This window comes from Hamadaea sp. NPDC051192 (assembly GCF_040682475.1).
Taxonomy (GTDB): domain Bacteria; phylum Actinomycetota; class Actinomycetes; order Mycobacteriales; family Micromonosporaceae; genus Hamadaea; species Hamadaea flava.
On sequence record NZ_JBFBAZ010000002.1, the window covers coordinates 54,525 to 80,618 of the forward strand.

Genomic DNA, 26,094 nt, shown 5'->3' on the forward strand with positions numbered 1-26,094 from the left:
CCGAAGAACGCGTTGTCGCAGCAGCTACGGCTGTTCGGCGCTCGCGGACGGGTACTGCTTGCCGAACGCGGTGAGGTTCAGCGGTTCCTGGACCGTGTAGAGCCGCACCGTCTGCGCGGCGGTACGCACCACGTACGCCGCGTTGGCGCCGTTGGCGTTGCGGAATCCGAACGCGGTCGGGTCGGTGGCGTACGTCTCGAACATCTCCTGCGCGGGAATCCAGTCGCCCCAGACGCCGGAGCCCTGTGCCGTCTCGGGCGCGTAGTGGATGTAGCCGTCGGTGCCGCGGACGAACACGCCGATCCGTCCGGTGACCGGGCTCAGCAGCGCGCTCGGCGCTCCGGCCGGGGTCGTCGCCGTGCCGCCGACCGGAGTCCATTCGCCGCTGAAGGCGCCGGTGGAGTCGGCCGCCGTCGTCACCACCTGGCCGGTGGCGTCGCGGGAGAACAGCCGCAGGTGGTAGCCGGGCAGTGTGACGACCGACGGCGGCTCGGTGGTGCCACCGCCGAGGTCGGTCCACGGTTGCAGCGTCCCGGCCGAGTAGCGGGCGGCCTGGAGTGCGCCGGTGGTGTCGGTGACGAAGACCATCGCGGCGGCGTCGGCCAGCGGGACGACCACCGGGGTGCCCGCGAGTGCGGTGCCGCCGAGTCTGCGCCAGGCGAGCAGATCGGCCTGCACCGGGTCCTGCCAGCGAGCCCATAGAGCGCCGGCGGCGTCGACGGCGAAGAGCACTTCACGCTGGTTGGACAGGCGCACCACCGCTGGTGCGGTCGCCATCCGGCCGCCGAGGTCGGTCCAGGCGCTCCAGCCTGGACTGCCCGCGCCGGACTGGGTCAGCGTCCAGATGTCGCTGTTGAGGTTGCGGGCGGTGACGCGGACGAGGTTCGCGGTGGTCTCGGACAGGGCCGGTCGCCCGCTGAATCCCTCGTTGCCGGAGATCGGGGTGAGCTGCAGCGAGCTGAAGTTGTCCGGGCTCATCCGCCCGTGCATCAGATGGCCGATGTTGTCGGTGTAGGCCAGCTCGATGGAGGTCGAGGCGGCCTGCGTGATCGTGGTCGGCGCGTTGCGCGTCACGGACACGGCGGGCCGGTCCGGCACGTGGGAGACGGCCAGCCGGCAGGTGTCGGTCACCGCGAGGACGTTGGCGAACCCCTGCCAGCCGCTGCCGGCCGGATGACCGGAGATGACCCAGGCGTGGGTGTCTTCGCGGAACCGGTACTGCGACAGCGTTCCGTCGGCCTTGATGCCGAACAGGGTGTCCCCGCCGACGGAGAAGATGCCCTTGGTGAAGACCTGCCAGCCGGTGCCGACGAGGACGTTGTACTCGATCCAGCGTTGGCTGTCGGCCTCGTACCGGAACCGGTAGAAGCTGCCCGTGGTGGCGTTGCGGGCGTAGAGCACCCCGGCTCCGGCGGCGACGATGAGGTTGTATTTACCCCAGTCGCTGTCCAGCAGCCGGCCGGCGAAGGTCCAGGTGCTGGCGGCCTCGTTGTAGCGGTAGGTGCGCAGCTTGCCGTTGCCGTCGACGGCGAAGAAGTCGCCGCGCTCATCGACGGTGATCTTGTCGCGGAAGCTCGCGGTGGTGTACTGCGTGAAGCTGGTGCTGATGTTCACCGCTGGACTGCCGTTGACGACCTCCCAGGCGCTGCCGGTCCACCGGTAGCGGAACAGCCCGGTGGACTTGATTCCGTAGACCCGTCCGCCGGGTCCGCCGAGGACGCGGCCGTAGGTCTGCCAGCCGTTGCCGATCTGGCTGCGGGCGGACCAGCTCGAGCTGACGTTGCCCGGATTGGTGAGCGGATACCGCCACAGTTTGCCGCCGGTGTCGGCGGCCAAGACCGTCGCCTGCGGTGCGCAGGTGATCGTGTCGGCCGCTTGGGCGGGGGCGGGGCCGACCGCCGTGAGCACCGTCGTGGCGAGTGCCATGACGAGTGCGACGGTCAGCCCCGGTCGCCGGAGAGGCGTCTTCATCTCTCTGGATTCACAATCATCGAAGCCAGGAGGTCCCACTTGCCGATTGCGTAGCCCATGGCGGGCACGCTAGCGACCGGTGGTGGAACGTGACCTTCATCGCGCTTCCCGTACCTAGTCCCGTACCGGCGGCGTGGGCAGCGTGTGCGCGGTGAACCCGCCGCCGCCCGCGGTCCGGCTGGTCAACCCGGCCAGCCCGCTGACCGGCTGGCGTTCGTAGATGCGGTTGGCGTTGTTGGCGTTGCGGAACAGGATCAGCCAGGTCTGCCCGGTGGTGTTGGCGACGGGCACCAGCGTGGGATCGGTCGCGGCGGTCTCGAACAGGTCGGGGATCGCCGGCGACCAGTCGCCGAAGACTCCCGAGCCCTGCGCCGTCTCCCACGCCAGCATGATCTGGCCGTCCGGGCTGCGGGTGACGACCGCGGTGCGGCCCAGGATCGGGTCCAGCACCGCCGACGGCGAGCCCGCCGACTGGTACGCGCCCAGGGTGGTCCACTCGGCCGGGAAGGCGCCGGTGGTGTCCTGCTGCAGGGTGACGACGACTCCGGTGGCGGTACGCACGAAGACCCGCATCCGGTAGCCCGGGGACACCACGACGCTGGGAGTGCCGGTGGCGTCGACGTCGCCGAGGCTGGTCCACGCCGACAGGACGCCGGAGGTGTAGGTCGCGGTCTGCACCGCTCCGTCGGTGTCGACGGCGAAGATGCGGATGCCGTCGCGGGTGGCGGCCACGACCGGCGTACCGGTCAGGTTCTTGTCGCCGAGGTTGCGCCAGGCGGGCGCCAGACCCGACGGCGTACGCATCCACAGCTGGCCGTCGGCGTCGACGGCCAGCGCCGAGGTCAGTCCGTCGGTGACGGCCAGCGTCGGTGCGCCCGCCATCGAGCCGCCGAGGTCGGACCAGGCGGTCCAGGTCGCCGCGCCCACCGCGGTCTGGCCCCGCGACCAGACGTCGGAGTCGGAGTAGCGCACGGCCAGTTCGAGCTTGCCGCTGGCGGCCTTGGTCAGCGCCGGCCGACCGGTGAACGCCTCGTTGCCGGACATGACGGTCCACTGGACGGAGCCGAAGTTGTCGACGTCGGTCTGGTGTCCGATCAGGACTCGGCCGATGTTGTCGGTGAAGGCGTAGTCCACCGTGCCGAGAGAGGCTCCCGCGACCGGGGCGTCCTGGACGCCGACCGTCGGCGCGTACGCCTCCACCGGCGCGACCGGGATCGGGTCGGCGAAGTAGCCCTGCACGTCGGCGACGACGTCGATGGCGGTCGTGCCGCCGTTCCGCAGGCGTACCTTGCCGTCGGTGCCGGGCTTGACGATCACCAGGCTGCCGCTGTTGCTGTCGGCGTTGAAGTGCGCCTGGCCTGTCGCCGGGGCTTCGGAGCTGCCGAGCGGCCACATCCGCAGCCAGCCGTTACCGGTAGGGCCGACCGCCGTCAGGTTGACCACCACCGCGGCCACGCCTCGGGTCGGCATGCCGAGCCGCCCGGTCACCTGGAAGTCGACGGTGCCGTTGCCGGGGATCGCCGTGGTCTGACGGGTGTCGAGGACGCGCCCGGTGGCGAGCCGGAATCCGGCGCCGGTCGCCGGTGAGGCGGTGAAGTAGCCCTCCATGGTGATCACCAGGTCGACCGCGACGCTGCCGTGGTTGGTCACGGTGATCTGGCCGGCGGAGGAGAGTTTGACCGCCGCTAGCGACGACGACGTGCCCTTCTCGTAGTTGAGGGTGGAGCGCGTGGACGACACTCCGGCCGGGAGCACCGTCAGGTAGCCGGCGGCGGTGGTGCTGGGAACGCAGAGTCCGATGGCGACCGCGGCGGCGCCGGCCGGGACCAGGCTGCCGGTGAGGGCGATGGTGCGGGTCGCACCGGCGGCGATCTTGGCCTTGGTCGTGCCTACCCCGGTACGCGTGTCGACGACCTTGGTCTGGGTGACCGGGACGAATCCGCCGCCGGTGCCGGCGACGGCCGTGCGGAAGTAGCCCTGCGCGACGATGACGATGTGGGTGCTGCCGTTGGAGTTGCTGACGACGACCTTGCCGGACGGTCCGGGCGCCACGGTGAGCGCGTTGGACATGTCCTGCCCGGCGGCCACGGTCAGCATGGTGATGCCGGGGTCGGTCTGGCCGTCCGGCCACAGCCGCAGGTACGTGCCGGCGGTCGGGTCGACCGTGGCGACCTTCAGCAGCACCGCGCTCACTCCGGTGGCCGGGATCGAGCCGACGCCGAGCACTGGAAACGCCTTGGTGACGTCCGCGCCGACCTTGCCGGTGAAACCGCCGGTGCCGTCGCGGGTGTCCATGACGACGGTCGGGGCGCTGAACGGGACGAAGTCGCCGCCCAGGCCGGCGGCGTCGGCCCCGGCCGGGGCGGGCGGGGTGAGGCCGACGGCGCCCACCGCCAGGATCAGCCCGATGGCGGCCAATGTCTTACGAAGCTTCACTATCGCTCCTTGCTGGGGAGCGCCCCACCGTGGGGCACGGCGGGGCGCTCAGCGGGTGAGTGGATCTGGCTAAGCCGGCGGTGCGGGAAGGGTGTGGGCGGTGAATCCCGCGCTGCCCGCAGAGCGGGCGGCCAGTGACGACAGACCGGACGCGGCTGCCCGCTGATAGACGCGTGTGGCGTTGTTGACGGTGCGGAACAGGATCGCCCAGGTCTGTCCGGTGGTATTGGTCAGCGGCACGATCGTCGGGTCCGTCGCGGTCTGCTCGAACAGGTCCGGGATCGCCGGCGACCAGACGGCGAACTCGCCCGAGCCCTGCAACGTCTCCCACGACACCAGCACGTTCCCGGCCGAGTCCCGAGCGACCACGGCGGTGCGGCCGAGAACCGGGTCGAGGACAGCCGACGGCGCACCGGCTGCCGGGGAGCCGCCCAACGACGTCCACGCCTCGGGGAACACGCCGTCGGTGTCCTGATACTTGGTCGCGATCGTGCCGTCGTCCTGCTGCGCGAACAGCCGGATCCGGTAACCGGGGTAGACGACCGCCGCGGGTTTGGTCGCGCCGGTCCCGCCGAGGTCCACCCACGCGGACAGGACGTCGCCGGAGTACTCGGCGGTCTTCACCGTGCCGGTGGTGGTCCGGATGAACAGCCGGACCCCGGTTCGGGTGGCGACGACCGTCGGGGTGCCGACCAGGCTCTGCTTCGCCAGGGACTTCCACGCGGGGATGGTGCCGGTCTGCTGGTATACCCACAGCGCTCCGTCGGTGTCCACTGCGAACACCGCCATGACGTTGTTCGGCAGCCGGGTCAGTGCGGGCGCGGCGGCCATGGAGCCGCCGAAGTCCGCCCACGCGTTCCAGGTCGCCGAGCCCAACGCCGACTGCGTACGCGCCCACACGTCGGAGTCGGAATAGCGGACGGCGACTTGAGCTTTGCCGTCGGAGAGCAGTGCCAGGGAGGGCTGGCCGGAGAACGCCTCGCTGCCCGACACGACAGTCCACTGCACGGAGCCGAAATTGTCCACATCGGTCTGGTGACCGATCAGGGTCCGGCCGATGTTGTCGGTGTAGGCGTACTCCACCATGCCGAGCGCGGCGCCCGTCACCGGACCTGTTTGCAGGCCGACGGTGGCGGCGTACGACTCGGTCGGAGCCGGCGGAATCGGGTCGCCGAAGTATCCCTGGAGGTCGACGACGATCCGGGCGGTGCCGGCGTTGTTCTTGATCCGGATCGTGCCGTTGGCACCCGGCTTGACGATCGCGAGGGAGGCCACCGTCTTGTCGGCGCGGTTGTGCACTTGGCTGATGTTGGGTTCCGTGGTGCCGGTGGGCCATACCTTGACGGCACCGGCGGCGCTGGGGCTCGCGACGGTGACATTGACGATCGCCGCGGCCACCCCCCGAGTCGGCATGCCCAGTTTGCCGACCACCTGTACGTCCACCGTCGCGCCGGCGGACAGGGCGCTGCCGCTGTCATACAGCCGGGTCGTCGGGACATAGCGGTAGCCGGCGCCCTCGCTGGTGCTGGCGGTGATGTAGCCGTACGGCGCGATGACCAGGTCGATCGCGCCTGAGCTTTGGTTGAGGAAGGTCACCTGGCCGGAGGCGGACAGCGGCAGGGACAGGGCATGCGAGTGATGCCCTGTCGGGACGAAGTTGAGCATCGACTGCGTGGGCGAGGCCCCGCCGGCCGGTACCGCGCCGAGCCATCCGGCGGCGGTCACGTTGACCGCGATGACGTCGGCCAGCACGGCCTTCGCGCCGGTGGGGATCACCCCACCGGTGAGTGTGATCGTGCGGGTGGCCTTCGCGGCGATCTTGGCCTTGGTGGTGCCGAGGCCGTCCCGGGTGTCGACGATCTTGTTCTGCGACACCGGGACGAACCCGCCCCCGCCGCCCGGTGCGGACAGGAAGTACGCCTGCGCGGTGACGACGATGTGCACGCTGCCGGAGTTGTTGCGGACGGCGATCCGGCCGTTGGCGCCGGGACGCACGACCGCGGTGTTCGAGACCTGCTCGGTGCCGCTGATGTTCAGGTGCGAGACGCCGTTGGGCGTTGTGCCGTCCGGATAGACCCGAAGCCAGCTGGAACCGGTGCCGCTCGTGGTGACCAGCCGGACCAGCACGGCGCTGACTCCGGAGGCGGGGATGCCGCCCACACCGAGCACCGGGAAGCTCACGACCCCGGCGGCGCCGACCACGCCGGTACGCCCGCCGGTCCCGTCGCGAGTGTCGAGCAGCTCGGCACCTCTGGGCAGTGCCACGTAGTCGCCGCCGAGCCCGGCCGCGTCGGCGGCCGCCGCACCAGGTCGGACCGTCACCGCCGTGGTCAGCAGCAGTGCCAGCACCGCCAGCAGCCGCGGAAGGCGGAGTTCTCGTCTTCGTCCGTCGGTTGTCACGTCTTCTCTCCAGGGCTCGCTTCGGTCATCACACGTGCTGCTTCGTCGCTATCTGGCTCGGCTCAGCAGCCGGCCGACTTTTCGGATGCCCACCCGGGCGCCGACCATGCCGGCGACGAGCGCGACCTCGAAGCCGGAGTGTCCTATCGGGACTTGGCCGCCGACGAGGTCGTCGATTGCGTTTCCGCCGTGCTGGACGTACGCGGAGTACTCGTGGGCGTCCTGGGCGAACTCGTCGGCGATGTGCTCGGCGGCGTCCATCGCGGACTTACGGGTGCTGTTGGTCGCCATCTGCACCGGCTGGCGCTTGAGCACCTGCGGGGGTCCGTCGAAGCAGGTGCACTTACCTCCGGGCTTCTTGGCCTTCAGCGCGGCCGGCAGCGACGCCGCCTGGTGGACCGGGCAGGCCCCGGCACCGTCGTTGTGGACCAGCAGATTCAGACCGGCGAGGACCACGAAGAAGGTGTGCAGGGTGTCGACGGTCAGGTTGTAGACCCGCTTGTGCTCGGTCCACTCCCGGGTGCCGACGGTGGTGGCGACGCTCCCGGTGGAGGTCTGCAACCCCTCGTCGGGACGCAGGTCGCCGGCTTCGACCCACCGCTTGGCCTCGCCGTCCCAGAAGGGATGTCCCCGGGTGGCGGTGACGGTGGCGGTCGCCGCGTCGGACTTGGCGACGCCCGTGCCCGTGCTGGTGTCGACGGTCACCTCGACGAGGTCCTTGTCGCCCTCGCCGACGATGACGTGGGTGACGGCGAAGCCCCCGGTACGCCCGGTCGTCGGATCGGTGGCCAGCACCTTGTCCCCGACATCGACCTCGTCGATCCGCTTGGTCGACCCGTCGGCCATCCGCACCAGGGTGGCTCCGTCGAAGCTGTTGCCGACGGCGCAGGAGCCCAGGTCCGCCACGTCGTCGCCGACCTTCTTCACCTCGTCGAAGACCTTGGAGCCGGTCTTGACCGCGTCGACCACGTCGTCGCCGTGGCGTACGACCAGGCTCGCGGCCCGGGCGGCGCGTACTGCGCCGCCGCCGGCGCCGCCGAGGGCGTACCCGGCGATGGTGGCCGCTGTCCAGGCGCACGCCTCCAGGTCGCCCTTGGTCACGCAGTTGACGAGGTCGGTGACGCCCACCGCGTCGGCGGCGACGCTCAGCGCCGTCTTCACGTAGGGTGCGGCGGCTTGGGCGAAGTCGGCCACCGCTTCGGCGGCTTGGGACACCGTCTGCACGACTGCGCCGGCTGCGGTCACCGCCGTCTGGTAGACGGCTTTGGCGGCCTTCACCGTATCGACGACGACATCTCGTACGACGGCGACGACGGCGGCGGGTATGTGCGCGGCCGCCGACACGACCTTCTTGATGGTGTTCACGACCGGTTTGAGCACGGCCGCGACGACCTTGACCGGGTTGTGCTTGACGGCGTACTCGATGACGCTGCGGGCCTTCTCGGTGATCCGCTTCTTCGCCGCGTACACCGCCCGGCGGGCCTGCTCGGCCTTCTGCCGGGCCCAGGCGGCCGTCGACGAGGCGACGCTGCGGACCGTCGAGGACACCCGGTGGTACGCGTAGGAGACCTTGTGGCTCACCCAGTGATAGGCGGTGCTGACCTTGCTGCTGACCCAGTGCACTGCGCTCTTGGCCTTGTGATAGACCCACTTGGCGGCGGAGGAGACGGCGGTGGCCGCCCGGCGGATCGCCGATCCGGCCCAACTGGCCACCGACCGGATGCCGGACCACACGTAGCTGCCGATCCGCCGGACGCCCGACCATACGGACGACGCAGCTCGCTTCACCCCCGACCAGGCGTGGGAGACGGTCCGCCCGACCGCGTTGGCCACCGACCGGCACCAGCCGCAGGACGGCCAGTTCCCGTCGGGATCGGCATTGGCCAGCGGGTCGCCCGCGCCGTAGGTGTAGCGGTTGGCCAGGATGGAGTCGCCGGTGTCGTAGTCGACGGTGTCACGGGAGGTGAACGCTCCGGTGCCCGGCTCGTACCAGCGGGCGCCCATGTCGACCTGGCCGGTGTCCGGATCGGTCCAGTCCCCTTGGAAGCCGAGGTCGCCGGTGTCGCCTTCCTTGGCGGTCACCTGGCCGAACGGGTCGTAGGCCTTGGAGTCGGCGACCCGGGACATCGTGGTGTCGTCCGGGTCGATGCCGGCCACCACGTCACCGTGCCCGTCGCGGATCGCCAGCATCTCCTCGCCGCCCTTGGCGACGCTTACGACCTCGCCGGACGGGCCCCGGGCGTACTGGCCGGATCCGTCGGACACGACGTCGTCGCCCATGCCCGCGTACAAGAAGGTGATGCCGTTGCGGGTGGCGACCCGGTCGAGGGCGTCGTAGGTGTAGGTCTGGCTGCCGGCGGTCGTGAGCCGGTCGAAGGCGTCGAAGGTGTAGCTCTCGGTCAGGCCGGAGCTGGTACGCGAGGCGAGCGTGCCGCGCGCCGTGTAGGTGTAGGTGTAGTCGGTGTCCGACAGCAGCCGGTTGCGCTGGTCGTAGGTGGCGGTCTTGGAGCCGGCGCGGGTGCGGTTGCCGGAGGCGTCCCACGCGTAGGCGACGGTGCCCTGCGGCCCGGTCCACGAGGTGAGGCGGCCCGCCTTGTCGTACGCGTAGGTGTTGTCGCCCGCCCCGGCCGTGCCAGTGGTGATCTTGCGGGTCAGGTGGTCGTCGACGTCGTAGCTGTACGCGATCGACGCGACCGCCGTCCCGCCGCCGTTGCGCGTGGTGTCGGTGGCGACGCGGGAGAAATTGTCGTAGGTGACCGACCGGACACGGCTGGAGCCGTAGTCGATGCTCTTGAGGAATCCTGCCGCGTCGTAGGTGTAGTTCTGGGTGGTGCCGGTGATCCCGTCGCGGGTCGACGACAACCGCCCCTTCGTGTACGCGTAGGTGCTGGCCCCGGCCGCGTCGGTGCGGCTGGTCAGCTGCCCGTCGACGTTGTAGCCGAAGCTGGCCGAGCCGCCGCGCCCGGCGGAGGTGAGCAGGTTGCCGCGGTCGTCGTAGGTGTAGGTGTCGGTGCCGGCCGCGGAGGTGGCCTGAGTCATCCGGCCGACGATGTCGTAGCCGAACGACTGCTGGGCTGTGCCTGCCCCGGCGCCGGCCTCGGTGATGACCCGCCCGGCCGCGTCGTAGGTCTGGGTCGTGGTGATCCCGCCGGGTGCGGCGAGCCGCACAGGCTGCCCAGACGCGTCGTAGGTCAGCGTCCAGGTCCGGTCGGTGGCCGTCGGGTGGGCGGTGGTCGCCGGTTCGATCTGCGACTCCAGCAGGCCGAGGCTGTTGTAGGTGAAGTAGGTCTGGTTGCCCCGCCCGTCGGTGTACCGGGTCTGGTTGCCGGCCGCGTCGTAGCCGAAGCCGGTGGTGATGGAGGTCGTGTCGGTGACCGGCTCGACCTGGCGGATCAGCCGGTCGAGCGTGTCGTACGCGTAGGTCGTGGTGATCCCGCCGGGGCTGGTCGAGGAGAGCTGGTTGCCCACGGCGTCGTAGGTGTACGTCTGGGTACGCAGCACCGTGCCGTCGGGAGCGACGTCGGACTCGGCGGTCACCTGGCCGAGCGGGTCGTAGTCCACCCGTTCGGTGCGGCCGAGCCCGTCGCTGGTGCGGACCTGCCGCCCGTCGTTGTCGTACCCGTAGGAGATCTTCGTCCCGCTGGGGTCGGTGACCTGGATCAGCTGGCCCTGCCCGTCGTACGCGTTGGTGGTGACGTTGCCGCTGGGCGAGGTGATCGACGTGACGTTGCCGGCGTCGTCGAAGGCGTACCGGGTGGTCAGCGTCCGTGCGGTCGGGTATCGCTCCACGATGGTCGAGGTGACCTGGCGGTCGAGATCGTCGTAGGTCGCCTCGGTGCGCGCCCCGTTGGGTCCGGTCACCGACAGCAGCTCGCCCGTACGCGTATAGGTGCGCCGGGTGATCGCGCGTTCGGTGTCGGTCGCGCCGGGCTCGTCGGTGGCGGTGAGCCGGCCGAGCTGGTCGTAGGTGTAGCGGGTGGCGTGACCGAGCCCGTCGATCTTCTCGAGCATGTTGCCGGCGGCGTCGTAGCGGGCGGTGACGGCGGACTCGGTCGCGGTCAGCGCGCCGGGGGCCCGGTAGGACGGCGCGACGCTGCTGACGACCCGCCCCAGCTCGTCGTAGTTGTTGCGGGTGATGTTGCTGCGCTCGTCGCGGTAGCTGACCGCTTCGTCGAACGTGTTGAATCCGGTGAGGATCGTCGGCGTGACGGTGGTGGGCGCGCCGCCGTCCTGCTCGACGGTCACCGACGGCGAGATCGCCCTGATCCGGCGGCCGAGCTGGTCGTTGGTGTAGGTGGTGGTGCGCCCCAGCGGGTCGGTGGTGGAGGTCAGCAGTCCGCGCTGGTCGTAGGTGCTGGTGCTGACGCGGGTGGTGGAACCGGCCGTAACCGTCTGCCGGATGGCGTTGCCGGTGTCGTCGTAGACGTAGTCGGTCTGCTCGGTCGTGGTGGCGAGCACCCACGGCACGTTCGACGGGCGACCGGTGCTGGTGGTGCGGGTCACGTTGCCCATCAGGTCGTAGGTGTAGGTGGCGGTCAGCGCCTGGCCGCCGGGGTCGGTGACGAGGCTGGCGATGTTGCCGACCTTGGTGAAGGTCCGCTGGGTCACCTGGGTGCCGTTGGCGGCGGCCTGCCGCGACAGGTTGCCGGCTCCGTCGTAGGTGTCCTCCTCCACGACGTAGTCCCGGGTGGTGCCGTCGGCGTTGCGCAGGTTCTTCATGACGATGCGGTACAGCAGGTCGTCGCCGTAGTACTCGTACTCCAGCCGGCGGCCCATGGCGTCGGTGTCGCTGGCCAGCCGCCCGGCGTAGTCGTAGGAGTAGGTGTGCAGCGTCAGGTAGTCGCCGACGTTGGGGCCGCCGTCGCCCTTGTAGTCGCGCAGCCGGACCTCCGACAGCGCGTTGCGGGCGGTGTACGCGTAGTCGTACCGGTTGCCGTTGGCGTCGACGACCGTCGTCTCGTTGCCGTACCGGTCGTAGTTCTTCACGGTCTCGTTGCCGGCCGCGTCGACGATGCGGACCGGATGGTTGAAGTCGTCGTACTCCCAGGTGCTCACCCGGGTGGCGTCAGCGCCGGCGACGTCGTCGACCTCGACCCGGATGACGTTGCCGTCGGCGTCGTAGGTCGTGATGGACTTCTTCTGGTGGGTCTGCCCGGTCACGGCGTCGCTCGTCACGGGTTCGGTCGTCGTGACCGGACGCGACAGGGCGTCGAAGGTGTAGGTCGTGACCAGCCCGGACGGGTACGCGTCGGAGATCTCGGTCTCGGTGGCGGTCCGGCCCAGCGCGTCGTATGTGTAGCTCGTCTGCAACCCGGACGGCTGCGTGACCCGGTACAGGTCGCCGTTCTGGTAGTAGGCGTACCGGGTGATCTTGCCGCGGGCGTCGGTCGTGGTCAGCAGCAACCCGGCCGGGACGCTGCCGCCGCCGTACGCCGCTTCCCCACCGGTGGTGTAAGTGTGGCTCACCGTGCTGCCGTCGGGGTTCGCCTGGGTGGCGAGCTCCCCGAACGACGTGTACGCGTACGTCGTGCGATACGTCGCGTCGGTGGCGCTGGCGGAGCGGGCGTCGCGGGTCTCGGTCGGCAGGTCGTTGCGCGGATCGAACTGGTCGGTCACGGTCGCCGGATAGGTCGAGTAGCTGGTGAAGCAGACGGTCGACGTGCGGCAGGTACGCGTCGAGACGACGTTGCCGCGCGCGTCGTAGGTCATCCGGGCGGCGTCGCCGTTCTCGTTGGTGACCACCGTCTGGTTGCCGTCGGCGTCGTACTCGAACGTGCGGATCGCCATGCCCTCCAGCGGATGCCGGACGAACACCGGACCGCCGGCGTCGCCGGGGATGACGGTGCAGAACGACGGGTCGCTCGGGTCGGGCGCGGTGCAGACCTCGGTCGGCGGTTCGGCCGGCGGGTCGACCGGCAGGGAGAGGTCCTCCTCGCGGGTCTCCAGCCCCATCGGCGAACCCGAGCGCAGCAGCTGGCCGGTCATCCCGTCGTACTCGAACAGGTAGGGACGGTTCGACGGGTCCAGAATCTGCACGCTGCGCCGCAGGTCGTCCTTACCGCCGAAGACCAGCGGCGCGCCGATCTGCCACGTGCCGCCGTGCCGGTCGGTGTGCTTGACGACCCGGTCGGCCGCGGTGTCGTAGCTGAACTCGGCAGCCACCTTGCCGCTGGGCAGGGTGATCGACGACAGCTGGCTGGCGCCCGCGCCGTAGCTGTAGTGCGCGGCGACGGCCGCCAGGCCCAGCGGGTGGGAGTAGACGGCGACCTCGTCGATCGCGCCGGTGAAGTAGCGCCGCGCCGCCGAGCCCCAGCCCGGCCAGGACGCCGGCGTGGTGGCGTACGCCGCGCCGACCTGGTTGAAGGTGAGCAGCGAGTGCTCCACCGTCATGCCCGTACGCTCAGCGGCCTTGGCGCCGTCGAGCCACAGCGTCTGGGTGCCGCCCATGATCGACAGCACGGCGTGGTGCCAGCGGCCGTCGTTGACGGTGGCGGTGGACGCCAGCGGGGCGATCGACGTCCCGCCGAACTGCCCGTACAACTTGCCGTCGGTGCCCACGTAGAGCAGCGGCACACCGGTGGTGGAGGCGGCGCTCAGGTCCTTGTCCTGGTAGCCCAGCAGGGGTCCGCCTCCGCCGGTCGCGGTCGGTTTGAACCACAGCTCGACCGCGCCGTCCCGGGACTTCTTCAGCGCGCCCTTGGGCAGGGTGACTGCGGAGGAGGTGCCGTTGAAGCCGGCCGCGGTCTCCTGCGTTCCGGTCAGCGCACCGGCCGTGGCCAGCGTGACGTTGGCGTAGGTGGCCGCGTCCTTACCCAGGTTCACGGCGACCTCGCTGGCGGCGGCGGTGCCCTGCGCCTCGCCGAGCCGCCAATACGACTCCGGTTTGGCGTCCAGCACCCCGCTGCGATAGTGCGATCCGGCGCTGTACGCGTACCGCGTGCACGCGTTGCCCGGCGCGCACACCGAGGTGAGCTGGTCGCCGGTGTAGGTGTAGGTCCACGTCGGCGCGGTGCCGCCGACCGGATCGGTGGCGACGGTGGCGATGTGGTTGCCGGACCAGGTGAACACGATCGACCGGCCCGCGGTGTTGGTCTGGCTGTTGGAGACCCGGGCGCGGGCCAGTTTCCCGTCGGTGGTGCTGTAGGTCAGCACGATCGACCGCAGCGCGGCGTCGGTGATCTTCACCAGGCGGCCGGCGGCGGAGAACTGGTAGACCATCTTCGCCTTGTCGGTCAACGCCCACACGGTTCCGTTCCAGGTCAGCGACGCGGTCCGGCCGGCCGGCGCGGCGAAGGTGCCGTCCGGGTTCTTGCCGAAGCGCACCTGCTGCCCGTCGGGATACGTGACGGTCACGTTGCCCGACCCGTCGTCGTCGGCCACGACCCGCATGTCGTACCGGGTCCACCAGCCGGCCCCGAACAGGCTGTCGCGCCGGGGGTCCAGGCTGTTGTAGGTGCGGACCAGGTTCAGGTCCGGTCCGACCGTGCTGACCGTGGCGTCCATCGCGACCGTCGTGACGTTGCCGGTCTGCGCGTCGAACTCCCGGTCCTGCTCGGCGCTGGCCGACGCGGCGATCCGGGACGTGATCTCGGGCTGCGGCACTGCGGTGAGCAGCGTCGACTGAGGCGACGGTGTCTCGTTGGAGCCGTCCTTGACGGTGACCTTCCAGACGAAGGTCTTGCTCCAGGTCAGCTTGCCGCTGGGCACGGTCCAGGCCGTCTTGGCCTGGAAGCCCGAGTTGAAACAGCCGGTCGTGCCGCCGGTGGCGGTCTGCTGGCAGACCTCGAACTTGTAGCTCAGCGTGACGCCGGGCGGCGCGTCGACGTCGACCGCCCGCGCCCACAGCTGCGGCGACAGCGTCTGCGCCGAGTAGCCGTTGGGCGGGTACAGCTCCTGCACCACCGGCGGGATGTCGATGACCTCCAGCACCATGCGCGCCGGTGCGACCTGGTGGTCGGTGAAGACCACCCCGCCGGCGCGGACCATGGTGAAGTCGAGGAAGTACCGCCCGGGCGGCAGCCGCTTGATGGTCGCGCTCAGCGTCACCTTCGCCCCGCGTGCCACGCTGCCGGTCAGGTCCGCGGCGCGCTGCTGGCCGACCGCCGCGCCCGTCCTGGCGTTGTACGCGCGATAGGCGAGGTAGTAGCCGCCCGCGGACCACGCTTCGGCGCTGCGGTTGGTGACGGTCACGTTGACCCGGCCGTCCTGGTTCTGCAGCACCGGCGGGTTGGGCACCGGGTTGGAGATCTGGTACGACGCGTTGTACGGGCTGTGCGTCACGTACAGCCGGGGCGGGTTGGCCGTCGACGGACCGGCGAACCGCTTGCCGCTCGACGCTCCCGTGAGCGCCCGCAACGACAGGCCGTAGTTGGCCTGATCGCCGTTGACCCACCGCTGCACCAGGTCCGCGCCGGAACCGCCGAGGTCGAACACCTCCCCCGCCGCCGGGCAACGCGACGTGCTCTCCCCGAAGGCGACGTAGCCGTGGGCGAACGACTTGCGCGCCAGCGAACCGCCCACCGACGGACCCGGGTACGAGTACCCCGTGCCCGGGCTCCACGCCGAGGTCACCGGGTGCACCGTCACCGGCCGCGCCGAGCAGGAGTCCGAGTCGTAGTTGACCACTACCAACTGCGCGCCGAAGATCGTGTGGTACCGCAGCCGGTCCACCAGGCCGGCGAACTTGATGTAGGACGCGGTGTTGACGCCGTTGACCGTGCCGACACGCAGTTCGCTGGAACCCGACGCGGAACTCGAGCCGCTGACGTACATCGCGGAGTCGGCGCCGTCGCTGGCGACCGGCAGCTTGACGGTCGGGTCGACGCGTACGGGAAACACTCGGGCACGATCGAGCAGCCAGGCCTTGTCGACGGTCATCCGCAAGACTGGCGAGCCGCCGACGGTCAGCAGCTCGTACCGGACCTGCTGTTGTGTGGCGCTGGCGCCTGTGGCGTCCACGACGTACCCGGGCGGGATCACGGCGCGCGGCGTACCGCTGGCGTCAGCCAGCACCACCGCGCCGTCACGCAACGAGGCGGACAGCCCGTCGAGGCGCAGCGGGAAGTCATAGCTACGCGCGGCCGCCGCCGAGCGCAGGACGAGCGTCTCCTTCAGCTCACCGGGAAGCGACTGAAGCTCGACGTCGATACCGGGCAGCACATTGTGGTACGCCACCAGCGAACCATCGGACTGACCGGCGACGGAGGCCGCACCCGACAACCCGTACGCGATCGACTGCCCACCAGCGACGGTGAAGCTCGCCAGCGCCCGCGCGTCGGCGCGACCGGCGAACCCGATCCGCACCTCGTCAGCGGTGTTACGCCAGCCCGAGACGGCGTCACCGGACAACCGGGCGTCGATGGGTTCCCACTTACCTGCGGCGGACTTGTAGTTGACCCGCGCGGTGGAGAACACGGTCGTCTGCGTACCGTCCGGGTTCACATAAACCTGCTGGTACGCGTCCCGCCGGTCGGACAGCTCCTGGCTGCTTCCAGCCTGGTAGCCCTGCGCCTTGGTCACCGGTCCCGTCTGGACCGAGGCGACGTTGGACGGCGCGACGGCCTCCTGCGACAGCTCATGCTCCGGATTCCGCGACCGCTGCGAGGCGGGGATGACGCGGTTCGTCTTCTGCGCGGCCCCACCTCCCCGAGAGGTTGAGCTACCCGAACCCTTCGCGCCGATCCACTCCTGCTGCGGCGACACTCCCGCCGCCTCAGCACTGGCGCCCGGGGTGTCCGGCCGAGTCCACTTCGGCATGCCCGACACCCCGCTGGCCGCTGTGGTGAACAGCAGCAGCCCGGACAGGGACAAAGCGATGAGCTGTTTACGGCGCGACCACAAGGTCTTGGGCCGGCCGGGCATCTCGGGGTAGCCGCCATGCATCGCAGACCTCCGCGCGCAAGTCGTCCTGGTCGCATCGCCGGTTGGCGATGTATCCAGTTAGATATCGCGGTGTTTGGCGGCGAAAATTCGCGTACATCGAATCGTTATGAAGCGTGAGCGTTCAACCACTCCCCGCACTCGGCTGAACATCCGCTGTGTGCCCCACACCCTCCGCGTACACGTCGACCCAGAAGGCTGCAGATCACGGTTACGCATGCTTCACCGAGCCGATTTGGCATGCGTAACCGTGATCTACACCGAGCACGCGCTACGACGGGAGCGCGAGTTCGACCGGCGGCCCGGCGCGATAGATCCGGACCTCGCCGCCGTAGCCGTCGTGTCCGGTGATCACGGAAGCCGCGAGCAGCGTGCCGTCCGGCGACCAGGCCAGCCCGGTGGTGCCACCGAGATATCGCCCGCCGGACCGGCACCGCATCAGCAGTGCTCCGTCGGAGACTCGCCACAGGTCGATCAGCTTGCCGTCGCCCGAGGCAGCGACATAGGCGCCGTCCGGCCGGACGACCGCACGCGCACCTACTTCGTTGAGCGTCTTGATGATGCGGCCGGTCTCCGGATCGAGGATGTGGACCTTGCCGCCGTGGCCGACGAACATCCGGGTCTCGTCGCCGGTGAAGGAAACCCCTTGGGCGTACGCCCTGCCGCTCGGCAGGTGCAGCAGGCGAGATTCTCCGGCCGCAGTAAGCAGACTGACCGCGGCCCCGTACGCGCCGTCCACCGGGTCGCGGCCGAAGCACTTGTCAGCGCGATAGCGGCCCGTACGCGACCGGAACTCTCGAGGTTGCGGTGCCACATCGACTTCGGAGCCGGTGTCGACGTCGTACGCGACGATCGGTGCGTCGCCGTCGAGTTCGGCTCCACCCTCGATGTTTCGCTGAGTGATCTGGTGGGTGCCGGGCACCCATTGGATGTCCTGACCCCACAGCGCGCTGTCCTTGACCCGGGCGGCCTCACTCCAATCCCCGGTCCGCAACACCACCAGCTCGCAGTTCTGGCTGGTCATCGCCAGATACTCGCCGTCATCGGAGAAGGACAGATCGCTGGGCGTGGCGTCGTCGGTCTCGCCGCCCGGAAACGGATCTAGCCTCATCGCGGGCTCCCGGAGGTCTAGCACGGTCGGCGCGTCGACCTCCCATACGCGATCCGATGTGGAGATATAGCTGGCCGAGCCCCAGGAGTGTCCGACCGCCAACGATCCGAGGCACCACGGTCCGGTGACCTCCACGTCGTAGTCGGCCTGCGCCAACAGGTCTTCGTCGCGCCAGCTTCCGTTGCGCTCGTAGTAGAAGTCGTGCAGACGCGCCCAATCGGCGACCGGATGGTTCCTGGTCGCGACCTGCTCGACGTGCCGGACGTAGCGATGCGCGTTCGCGCCCACCCATGCCTCGTCGTAGATCCCGTCGAGGGCCAACCCGTTCTCCGACAGCAGTCTCAGGAAGAAGCTAGGGTCGTCGGGAAGCGGTGCGTGTCCCCGGTCCTCGGTGTCGTAATACACGACGAACACGCGGAAGCGGACGCGATGCTCGTCCGGAGCCAGGTCGAGGACACGAATCCCGTACAAGTCGGTGGCCATCAGACAATGATCACTGAATGTACGACATTTCTCGCTCCCGCAGCTGCTCCACATGACCGCCGTGATGTTGAACGATCGCGCGGAACAGGTCGCCGGAATAGCATCCCCGCCGGCAAGGTCCGTTCAGGACTTCCCGGGGAGGATGCAATGCGTCGCAGGACGATCTTCAAAGCTGCCGCGGCCGCGGCTGTCGCAGCTCCAGCGGCGGCGTTGCTCGGGGAGTCCCCCGCTCACGCGTACGCCACCTATGACGTGGCCGTGTGCGAGCAGTACCACAACCAGATCCAGATCTACCCGTCCAACGTCGCGTGGAGCAACGACACGGTGAAGTGGCGCTTCAACCCCGGTACGGCCGACGGCTGGTCGAATCTGTGCGACGTGAAGTTCCGCAACACCGCCGCGTTCGGCGAAGTCGCTCTTGTCACGGCGTCCGCCGGCCGGGTCGGCATCGTCAACCGGACGACGGAAGTTGTCCAGGAGCTCAACGACGTGCTGTGGACGGCGCGGCCCGGCAACAGCCCGCACGCCATCGAGCGCATTCCCGACCTCGGTGTCATCGTGGTGGCCGCCTCCGTCGGATACCTCTACGTCTACGGCCCGACCGCCGTCCACGATCCGAGCACCCTCGCCTTGATCCAGACGATCTCGTTCACTGGTGCGCACGGCGTCTGGTGGGACGACATCCACGACAGGCTGTGGGCCATCGGCCGGGACTACGCCCACGTCTACACCGTGTCCGGCACGTACCGCAGCACCCGGCTGGCGCTCGACCGCAAGGTGTCCATCGGCCCGCCCCACATGGGTCACAGCCTCGACGCGAGCTACGCCGACAGCAACCTGCTGCTCGCGACCGACGGCAGCCAGGTCATGACGATCGACAAGACGGCCTACGCGGTGACCCAGGAGTACGCCGACGACGCGGTGAAGTCGTATTCGCAGCACGATTCGGGCGAGCGGTTCTGGGTGCAGGCGACCGGGACGAAGTACCACGGGGACGACCGCACCTGGGTCAGTCCCGAGGTGCAGTTCTTCAACGCCGCCGGCGCCAAGTCGTTCACCCGGTCGCTGCCGTATGGGGCCGAGTTCTACAAGGCCCGCCTACACAGCACGAGCTTCCACTAAGAGCCTTCCACCGAGAGCACCTTGGCAAGGGGGCCGAGCAACGCACCCGCATCCGCGGGGGCGGTCGCCCGCGCGACCGCGGCGTACGCCTCCGGCTCGTCTGGGCGGCGCGGTTTACCGCGCGCTGTTCGGCGTCCAGCGAAGCGTCATGTCGGGCAGGTTCTCCATGTTGCGATCACCGTCGTTGGTGTCGAGGACAGTGAAACCGTGGCGCTCGTAGAACGCACGGGCATCGGTGTTCTGCTGAAAGACGTGTAGGGACACGCCGCCAGGGCTGTGCCGCCTGACCTCGTCGAGCAGCAGCGTGCCGATTCCCTGCCGACGGACGTCCGGGCGTAGATAGAGGTGTTCGAGCATGTCACCGTCAAGGGCCGCATAGCCGGCGATCTCCGCATCACGCACTGCGACCCAGGTACGACAGTGCTTGAGCAGGACGTCTTGGACCCATCGGGTCACCTGCTCGTGATTGCGCTTCTGCGGGGGCAGATAGGGCATGGTCGCCGACCGAGAGGTCATGTGGATGCGCGCGATCACGCCTGCATCTGCCTCTTCCGCGAATCGGATCCGAGTCTCGCCGTCATCACTCACGCCAGGAACTTACAAGGCCGGCAAAGACTGGTTCCAGCGGCTAACCCGGGTGAACGTTGCCAGTCACCGCACTACCGGGCGGGGACAGCCGGAGAACTATCGGTCGCAAGCGGCGCGCGATCCGGCGAGATGGCGGTAGACCGGAGCCGGAGCGCAACCAAGGGCTCACGCCGCAAGATCGTCAGAACGCCGTGGCATGCACGTGCACTGGCAGCCCCGACCGTGACACAGCCTTCCGCTCCAGCGGCAGTCCGATCTTCTCCGCAACCCGCTGCGACGGCCGGTTGTCCGGCCGGATGATCGCGATGAGCCGCTCCGCCCCGAGGACGTCCCGCGCGTAGTCGCGGCAGGCCGCTGCGGCTTCGGTGGCGTATCCCAATCCCTGCAGTTCAGCCCGGACGTGATAGCCGACCTCCAGCTCGACCACGCCCTCGATCTCCTGCGGCGTGAGCCCGCAGTCACCGACGAACTCGCCGGTGTCCAGCAGCGTGACCACCCACAGCCCATACCCGTGCTTCCGGTAGAGCCGCTGGTTCCACTCGATCCACGCGAGTGCCTCAGCCCGCGTCTTCGGGCTGGGGTAGAACCGCATCACCTCGGGATCGCCGAGCAGCCCGGCCATGTCGTCGAGGTCGTCGGCGGTCATCCGCCGAAACGCCAACCTCGGCGTGGGTGATGGAATCTGTGCAGTATTCACTCGTCCTCCGAGACTGGGCGGCCTACCAGCTTGTCACAAAACGGGCGCGCAGACGAACTGAGCCGAGAGACCGCCGGCCCGGATTTGGACCGGGGCCGGGCTTCGGCCGAACAGCGCGGCCTGACGGATCGAGCGTCCTTTGTAGTTGGTGAGGCGGCGCAGCATGCGCAGGCCGCCGACCTGGTGATCAGCATCGGCGCTTATCAGGCCTTCGGCACGATCCCGGAGGCGTTGGCCGAGCTGAGGAAGCTGGTCCGCCCGGGCGGGCGGCTGCTGTTCGGCGCCGAGTTCTGGGAGCGCCCGCCGACGGAGGCCGAACTCGGCCAGATGTGGCCGGGCATCGACGCAAACGCTTGTCTGTACCTCGCGGATCTGGTCGACGCGGCGGTGACCGCCGGGTTCCGGCCGTTGCGGATAGGCACCGCGACCGGGGACGAGTGGGCCGAGTTCGAGTCCGGCCTGGCGGCCGACATCGAGGAATGGCTCCTTGATCATCCGGACCATCCCGAGGCCGCCGGTCTGCGGAACAAGCTCGACGCGCAGCGGTCGATCTGGCTGCGCGGGCATCGCGGGGTGATGGGTTTCCCGTACCTCACCCTGGGCGTGCCGGCTCACGGCGAGCCGTGAGCCGGCGTTCTCCGGCTACTGCGCTCCCGCCACCCCGATGTGCGCGCGGCGGAACTGCTCGCGCTCAGCCTCGTCGATCAGCGCCCGCGCGAGATCGGGATAGGTGACGCTCGCGGTCAGGTCACCCGCTTTGATCTCGTACGCACCCGCAGGCTGTCCGACGACGTCGAAGTTGCCGGCGGGGCTGACCGCGACCCAATCGAGGTCGGAGCCGCGCACGATCTCCAACGCCGCCCGATGCGCCAGCGAGAAGGGCTGGAACTCGGCCGGGAACCCGTCCATGTCCATCAGCCGTACGCCGTTGGCGTCGGGCAGCAGCGACGCCAGGCTCATCCAGACGAGCCGATTGACTCCGGCCTGCGTCAACCCTGTGATGAGGCTCTCCGCCGCGGAGCGGAAGAACACCGCGGGATCGGCGGTGGCGTCGGCCGCCGTCATGATCGCCACGTCGTGACCGGCCGCGCCGCCGGCCACGACAGCGGGATCGGTGACGTCGGTGTTCGGCCGGTCGAGCGAGGTGACCTGGTGACCACGGGACTTCGCCTCGGCGGCGGCAGCGCTGCCGGCTTTGCCGTCCGCCCCGAAAACAACGATCTTCAACATGGCGACGACCGTAGGCGGGGGCATGGTTACCGATCGGGTAGCTATCCTCGATCTATGATCCACTCGAAGTCCGACCTGTTCGACGAGCTGTGCCCGTCGGGGTTCCTGCCGGTGCGGATGGATCACAAGTGGGGGCCGCTGGTGCTGGGGACGCTGGAGGCTGGGCCGCTGCGGTTCGGCGAACTGCGTACGGTGCTGCATCGAACGAGCCCGAAGGAGCTGACTCGGGCGCTGCGTACGCTCGAACGTGACGGGTTCGTGGTCCGTATGGCGGCCGGCCGTGCCGTCTCCTACGAGCTGACCTCACTGGGTCGCAGCCTGCTCGGCCCGCTCAAAGCGCTGTACGCGTGGACGGCGGAGCACTGGGACGAGATCCTGGACGCCCGCGACCCCGTCGAGGTGTAGCTGCGACGGGATCGCGGGACGCGACGTCAGGCGGCGGACACCACGATCGTGCCGTTGGACTGGCGTACGCACTTCACCGAATGCGCACTCGCGGCGTACGCTCCGGCAAGACATTGACCGAGGACGGCGTGCCCGGCCACGTTCGGGTGCCACGACTCCTGGCACGTCTGGAAATACGTGATGCACGTATCGGCGTACCGCTTGATGTCGAGCTTGTCCTTGCCGGACAGGCTGGTCAGCGGCACGCCGGACGGCCCGTCCTGGACGCGTACCGGCGTGGCCAACGCCGTGGCCGGGTTGGTGGAGGCCTCGCAGAGCCGCGCGCCGTCGAAGGCCTGCTGGACGTTGAGATAGACCAGATCGTCGGCCGGGAACTCGGCGGCGAGCGTCGTGTACGCGGTCTTGACGATGGTGCCGAGGTTGGCCGAGAACTGGTGGCCGGGTGCGAGGCTGGCGCGGTGGATCGGGCAGCCGGCCGCGTAGCGGGCGGCGCCCAGGTCGCGGAACTTGTCCCGGTCGTCCTGGCGGCCGTCCGCCTCGACCAGCGAGGGCAGCACGTCGAAGGGCAGCGGGTTGGTGTAGTCCTGCAGGACGATCCGGTGCTGGTGGTCGGCGTCGACCTGGTCCAGGACGGTCAGCAGTTGACGCAGCGCGGTGATCGTCTCGGCGGTCGCGCTGCTCACCTGCGCCGCGGTGGCCAGGTCATCGGACGTGCACGGGTCCTGCTCGACCGGCCCGTTGATGTACGCCCAGAACTCCCACCAGCCGGTCCAGGCGTCGGCGATGAACCGGTTGGCGCACTTGCTCGCCACGTCGCCGAAGCTGAACGAGCTGTTGTTGGAGCCAAGTCCGATGAGCACGAGGTCGATGTCGTTGGTCTGGGCGACCGCGCGTACCTGGTCGATCTGCGACTTGACTGAGCGACCCTTGTCGCGAGTGGACGAGGCACTGGTGATGTCGTACGGGCGACCACCCGAGCAAGCCAAATTGAAGCGGTTCTGGATGCCGGGCAGCGAAGCCTGGAAGATCGACGCGTTCGGCGACCGGTGACAGAAGTACGCGTTCGAGTTCGCGGCCGACCAGCCGGGGAACCCTTGGGACACACCATTGACGTCGACGACGTTGGAGTAGTTGCCCGCGCCTTCGCCGCTGACGAAGCTGTCGCCCATCACGACGGCGGCGACAGGAAGGGCGTCCAATTCGGCGACGGGGGCGGCCATGGCGCGGGCAGGCACCGTGGCGAGGAGAAGTGCGGCGGCCAACGCCGCTCGGCGAAGGATAGACACAGGGACATCTCCAATGGGGACGGGGCCCACATCGAATCATGAAGAATCTTCACCGTCAATGATTTCCGCTGTTCACGCGAGATCTGTTAATGCCACCCGTTCCCCGCGTGCCTCTCCTCCTCGCGCGGTCAGGCGTGGCCGATCGGCGCGACAAGTCCCAGTTGCCCGTCGTATCGGCGGTAGAGCAGATTGCCCCGCCCGGTCGGCTCGTCGGTGAAGAACACGAACGGCAGCCAGCCGTCGGCCAGCCGAGCCGCCGCCTGGCCGACCGTCATCGCCGACGTCTTGCGAGGGTTGACCGTCAGCGGCAGCGCCGACCGCAGCGACGGCGGCCGCATCGTCCGCTGCCGCGCCAAGCACAAGCCGGTCGGCCCCGACCGGTACACGACCGCGTCCTCGCCGGTCTCCGCATCGGTGTAGAGGTAGACGTCGTAGTCCATCGCGCTCAGCGTGGACGCCGCCTGGCACGGCATCCCGGCATGCAGCCGGACATTCTTGACCCGGACGACCGTCCCACCACCCGGCAAACCCAGCGCACGCCGCTCGGGATCGGGCCATGGCCACTGCTCCCACGCCGTCGCCAACCGGTGAACCTGCCGATCCAGCCGCGCAGCCGCAGCGGAGATCGCCTCGACCACCGTCCGCCCCGGCACCTGTACGCGAGCCGGCGCGCCATGAACACGCAGGTTCACCTGGACCAACCCCGGTCCACCCGCGCACGGGCTGCCCGTCACACGTAGTCGCGCATCGTCGATCACACCACCGTGATGTGCCAGCACCGCACCGATCATCGCCTCGGCGCAGTCCCGCTCATCGGCCGAGACGCTGCCGTCGACGCGTACCGTCGGCGAAGTCGGTGTGACGAACCCCGGCATGTGTGGACCTCCTGATCATCCGGCCTGCTGGCCTCCAGCGATCAGCCTGCTGGGGTTGGGTCATGGGTGACCAGGGCATAAGGACCCGACTTGGGGCGGGTCAACGGTCCCGTGCTCGGCCTCCTCGTTACCCACGACATCCCCGCCACTAGCCCGAATCCAGCCCGGGAACGGACCTGTCCGCAGGGAGATTTCATGCCCACGTGTGTCCGTACCCCGGTCTACTGTCAGGTCATGGATCAGCTACATACAGCAGTGGAGTTACCTGGAGTGACAGCGGCCGACGCACTGCGGGCGTTCACCGATACGACGATGCTCAACGACTGGTGGGGTGGACAGCTGACCTTCGAGCCCCGCCCTGGCGGCCGATACCACGTCGACTTCAGCCAGCTAGGCAGCTCTCTGACTGGACACGTCGTCGAATATGATCCGGCCCGGCGTCTGGTATTCACCTGGCAGTGGGACGGCACCGGCCACGCCTACCAGGTAGTCGTCGATGCAGAGGAGGTCGAGGTCGGCGCCATGTTGCACATCACCCATGGCCCCTATACGGATTCGGAGCAGGATGCGCAGGAACGCGAGAGCCACGAACAAGGCTGGTCGCACTTCTTGCCCCGGCTGGCCGAACAGGTCAGGCCACGCTCCTGACAAGGCGATCCGTAGGCGTCCGGCAGAGCGGTAACGGCACGATCTCGGCGGCGGATGCCGGGATCTGTCGCGGTCCTGGCAGCGGGAACTCCGACACCTCCCGCCGAGGCGTGAGTTCCCCGGACCCGGCCCGGCTCGAACGGGCTGCCACCCTCACCATGCGGCGGGCGGGACGCACCCTTACCGGGTAGGTGCGCCTTGGGCGGGCTCAACGGGATCGTAGCCAGGGCAGGCTCGCGAAAGCGACAGGGTTTGATGCTGCAAGCATCCGCTCATGCCGCGAAGCGAGTAACCGCAGCCTGACCGTCGCCGAGCGAGGGCCTTCTTCGTCAACGTGCGCGACGAGGTATCTGGTGTCAGGTCTTCTTGGTCGTTGAACCCGCGCGATCAACCCGTTGCCGTACATCCAGGCGGTCGGCGCGCCGCTGGGGAGGCGACCTGCTGTGCACGAGCTACGCAGTCCCACCGGCTGCGGATCGGGCTGCTGTACGGCCCTGCTACCGAGGCGCCACAGCCGATCCCGGCCGGGCACGCATGCACCGATGCGACCATGCCGACCCCACCAGAGCGCGCAGGAGGCGATGCGCAGCGGACTGCCGGCGAGGAGTCCGCGGTTCAAGACCCGGCGGTTGGGGCGATGAGCGCGGCCTGCCCGGACGGGCCGTCCCATCCGGCGCTGCCCTGGCCAGCGCGGAGATCTCCCTGGCCAGGGCCGGATCGCGAGTATGCGGCCCGGCCGAGACTGGGCTCGCTGGTGATCGTGGAGTCAGAGGATCAGGTCGTACGCGCCCCAGCCGTTGCCGATCTTACGGGCGTCCGAACCGTAGAACGGCTCACCATCGTCGCGAACGAAGTTGTTGGAGTGCAGCCACAAAGTGCCATCAGCCTTACGACCAACCAGATCCGTGAAGCCATCCCCCGTGATATCAGCCCCGACGATCTGGTTGTACCCACCCCAACCAT

The 26,094-nt window shown here is 69.2% G+C and carries 14 protein-coding genes and 1 pseudogene; 4 read left to right on the top strand and 11 right to left on the bottom strand.

The annotated features are described in order from the left end of the window. Window positions 1-24: 24 nt before the first annotated feature. The 5 genes from AB0M47_RS01545 to AB0M47_RS01565 form a co-directional block, all read right to left on the bottom strand. A complete protein-coding gene (locus AB0M47_RS01545; RefSeq protein WP_363406562.1) occupies window positions 25-1,971 on the bottom strand; it encodes a tachylectin-related carbohydrate-binding protein in 1,947 nt (648 codons plus the stop codon). A gap of 114 nt (window positions 1,972-2,085) precedes the next feature. Beyond that, entirely contained in the window at window positions 2,086-4,407 is a 2,322-nt protein-coding gene (locus AB0M47_RS01550) for a hypothetical protein (RefSeq protein ID WP_363406565.1), read from the bottom strand. Between the two features lie 69 nt (window positions 4,408-4,476). Continuing rightward, the gene (locus tag AB0M47_RS01555) at window positions 4,477-6,807 is read right to left on the bottom strand and encodes a hypothetical protein (protein ID WP_363406567.1); all 2,331 of its coding nucleotides are present in this window, start codon (window positions 6,805-6,807) and stop codon (window positions 4,477-4,479) included. A 48-nt stretch (window positions 6,808-6,855) separates the two neighbouring features. Beyond that, window positions 6,856-16,689: a LamG-like jellyroll fold domain-containing protein gene (locus tag AB0M47_RS01560; RefSeq protein ID WP_363406570.1), complete on the bottom strand. Its 9,834-nt coding sequence runs from the start codon at window positions 16,687-16,689 to the stop codon at window positions 6,856-6,858. Window positions 16,690-16,957: 268 nt separating this feature from the next. Then, a complete protein-coding gene (locus tag AB0M47_RS01565; protein ID WP_363406573.1) occupies window positions 16,958-18,280 on the bottom strand; it encodes a hypothetical protein in 1,323 nt (440 codons plus the stop codon). A gap of 147 nt (window positions 18,281-18,427) precedes the next feature. Here AB0M47_RS01565 and AB0M47_RS01570 point away from each other — a divergent pair, with 147 nt between their 5' ends. After that, a complete protein-coding gene (locus tag AB0M47_RS01570; protein ID WP_363406576.1) occupies window positions 18,428-19,402 on the top strand; it encodes a hypothetical protein in 975 nt (324 codons plus the stop codon). Between the two features lie 114 nt (window positions 19,403-19,516). Here AB0M47_RS01570 and AB0M47_RS01575 read toward each other — a convergent pair whose 3' ends face one another. After that, complete coding sequence (locus AB0M47_RS01575) at window positions 19,517-19,990, bottom strand: GNAT family N-acetyltransferase (RefSeq protein ID WP_363406578.1); 474 nt, start codon at window positions 19,988-19,990, stop codon at window positions 19,517-19,519. 181 nt (window positions 19,991-20,171) lie between these two features. Continuing rightward, entirely contained in the window at window positions 20,172-20,687 is a 516-nt protein-coding gene (locus AB0M47_RS01580) for a GNAT family N-acetyltransferase (protein WP_363406581.1), read from the bottom strand. Window positions 20,688-20,717: 30 nt separating this feature from the next. Here AB0M47_RS01580 and AB0M47_RS01585 point away from each other — a divergent pair, with 30 nt between their 5' ends. Next, on the top strand, window positions 20,718-21,314 hold the full coding sequence (locus tag AB0M47_RS01585) for a class I SAM-dependent methyltransferase (RefSeq protein ID WP_363406584.1): 597 nt from the start codon (window positions 20,718-20,720) through the stop codon (window positions 21,312-21,314). Window positions 21,315-21,329: 15 nt separating this feature from the next. Here AB0M47_RS01585 and AB0M47_RS01590 read toward each other — a convergent pair whose 3' ends face one another. After that, window positions 21,330-21,917: an NAD(P)H-binding protein gene (locus AB0M47_RS01590; protein ID WP_363406587.1), complete on the bottom strand. Its 588-nt coding sequence runs from the start codon at window positions 21,915-21,917 to the stop codon at window positions 21,330-21,332. 54 nt (window positions 21,918-21,971) lie between these two features. Here AB0M47_RS01590 and AB0M47_RS01595 point away from each other — a divergent pair, with 54 nt between their 5' ends. Then, window positions 21,972-22,322 (top strand): helix-turn-helix domain-containing protein, encoded by a 351-nt coding sequence (locus AB0M47_RS01595; RefSeq protein ID WP_363406590.1) that lies wholly within the window; start codon window positions 21,972-21,974, stop codon window positions 22,320-22,322. 26 nt (window positions 22,323-22,348) lie between these two features. Here the strand turns inward: AB0M47_RS01595 and AB0M47_RS01600 are convergent, their stop codons facing one another. After that, window positions 22,349-23,608 (bottom strand): hypothetical protein, encoded by a 1,260-nt coding sequence (locus AB0M47_RS01600; protein ID WP_363406593.1) that lies wholly within the window; start codon window positions 23,606-23,608, stop codon window positions 22,349-22,351. A gap of 128 nt (window positions 23,609-23,736) precedes the next feature. Continuing rightward, the gene (locus AB0M47_RS01605; protein WP_363406595.1) at window positions 23,737-24,483 is read right to left on the bottom strand and encodes a sigma 54 modulation/S30EA ribosomal C-terminal domain-containing protein; all 747 of its coding nucleotides are present in this window, start codon (window positions 24,481-24,483) and stop codon (window positions 23,737-23,739) included. A gap of 234 nt (window positions 24,484-24,717) precedes the next feature. Here AB0M47_RS01605 and AB0M47_RS01610 point away from each other — a divergent pair, with 234 nt between their 5' ends. Then, window positions 24,718-25,131 (top strand): SRPBCC domain-containing protein, encoded by a 414-nt coding sequence (locus AB0M47_RS01610; protein WP_363406597.1) that lies wholly within the window; start codon window positions 24,718-24,720, stop codon window positions 25,129-25,131. Between the two features lie 766 nt (window positions 25,132-25,897). Here the strand turns inward: AB0M47_RS01610 and AB0M47_RS01615 are convergent. After that, window positions 25,898-26,094 (bottom strand): annotated as a pseudogene (locus tag AB0M47_RS01615) (hypothetical protein); the annotation flags it as partial.

Coding starts and splice junctions, on each gene's coding strand:
- AB0M47_RS01545 (WP_363406562.1), bottom strand. CDS start 1,971: ATGAAGACGCCTCTCCGGCGACCGGGGCTGACCGTCGCACTCGTCATG.
- AB0M47_RS01560 (WP_363406570.1), bottom strand. CDS start 16,689: ATGCATGGCGGCTACCCCGAGATGCCCGGCCGGCCCAAGACCTTGTGG.
- AB0M47_RS01565 (WP_363406573.1), bottom strand. CDS start 18,280: ATGGCCACCGACTTGTACGGGATTCGTGTCCTCGACCTGGCTCCGGAC.
- AB0M47_RS01570 (WP_363406576.1), top strand. CDS start 18,428: ATGCGTCGCAGGACGATCTTCAAAGCTGCCGCGGCCGCGGCTGTCGCA.
- AB0M47_RS01590 (WP_363406587.1), bottom strand. CDS start 21,917: ATGTTGAAGATCGTTGTTTTCGGGGCGGACGGCAAAGCCGGCAGCGCT.
- AB0M47_RS01595 (WP_363406590.1), top strand. CDS start 21,972: ATGATCCACTCGAAGTCCGACCTGTTCGACGAGCTGTGCCCGTCGGGG.
- AB0M47_RS01605 (WP_363406595.1), bottom strand. CDS start 24,483: ATGCCGGGGTTCGTCACACCGACTTCGCCGACGGTACGCGTCGACGGC.
- AB0M47_RS01610 (WP_363406597.1), top strand. CDS start 24,718: ATGGATCAGCTACATACAGCAGTGGAGTTACCTGGAGTGACAGCGGCC.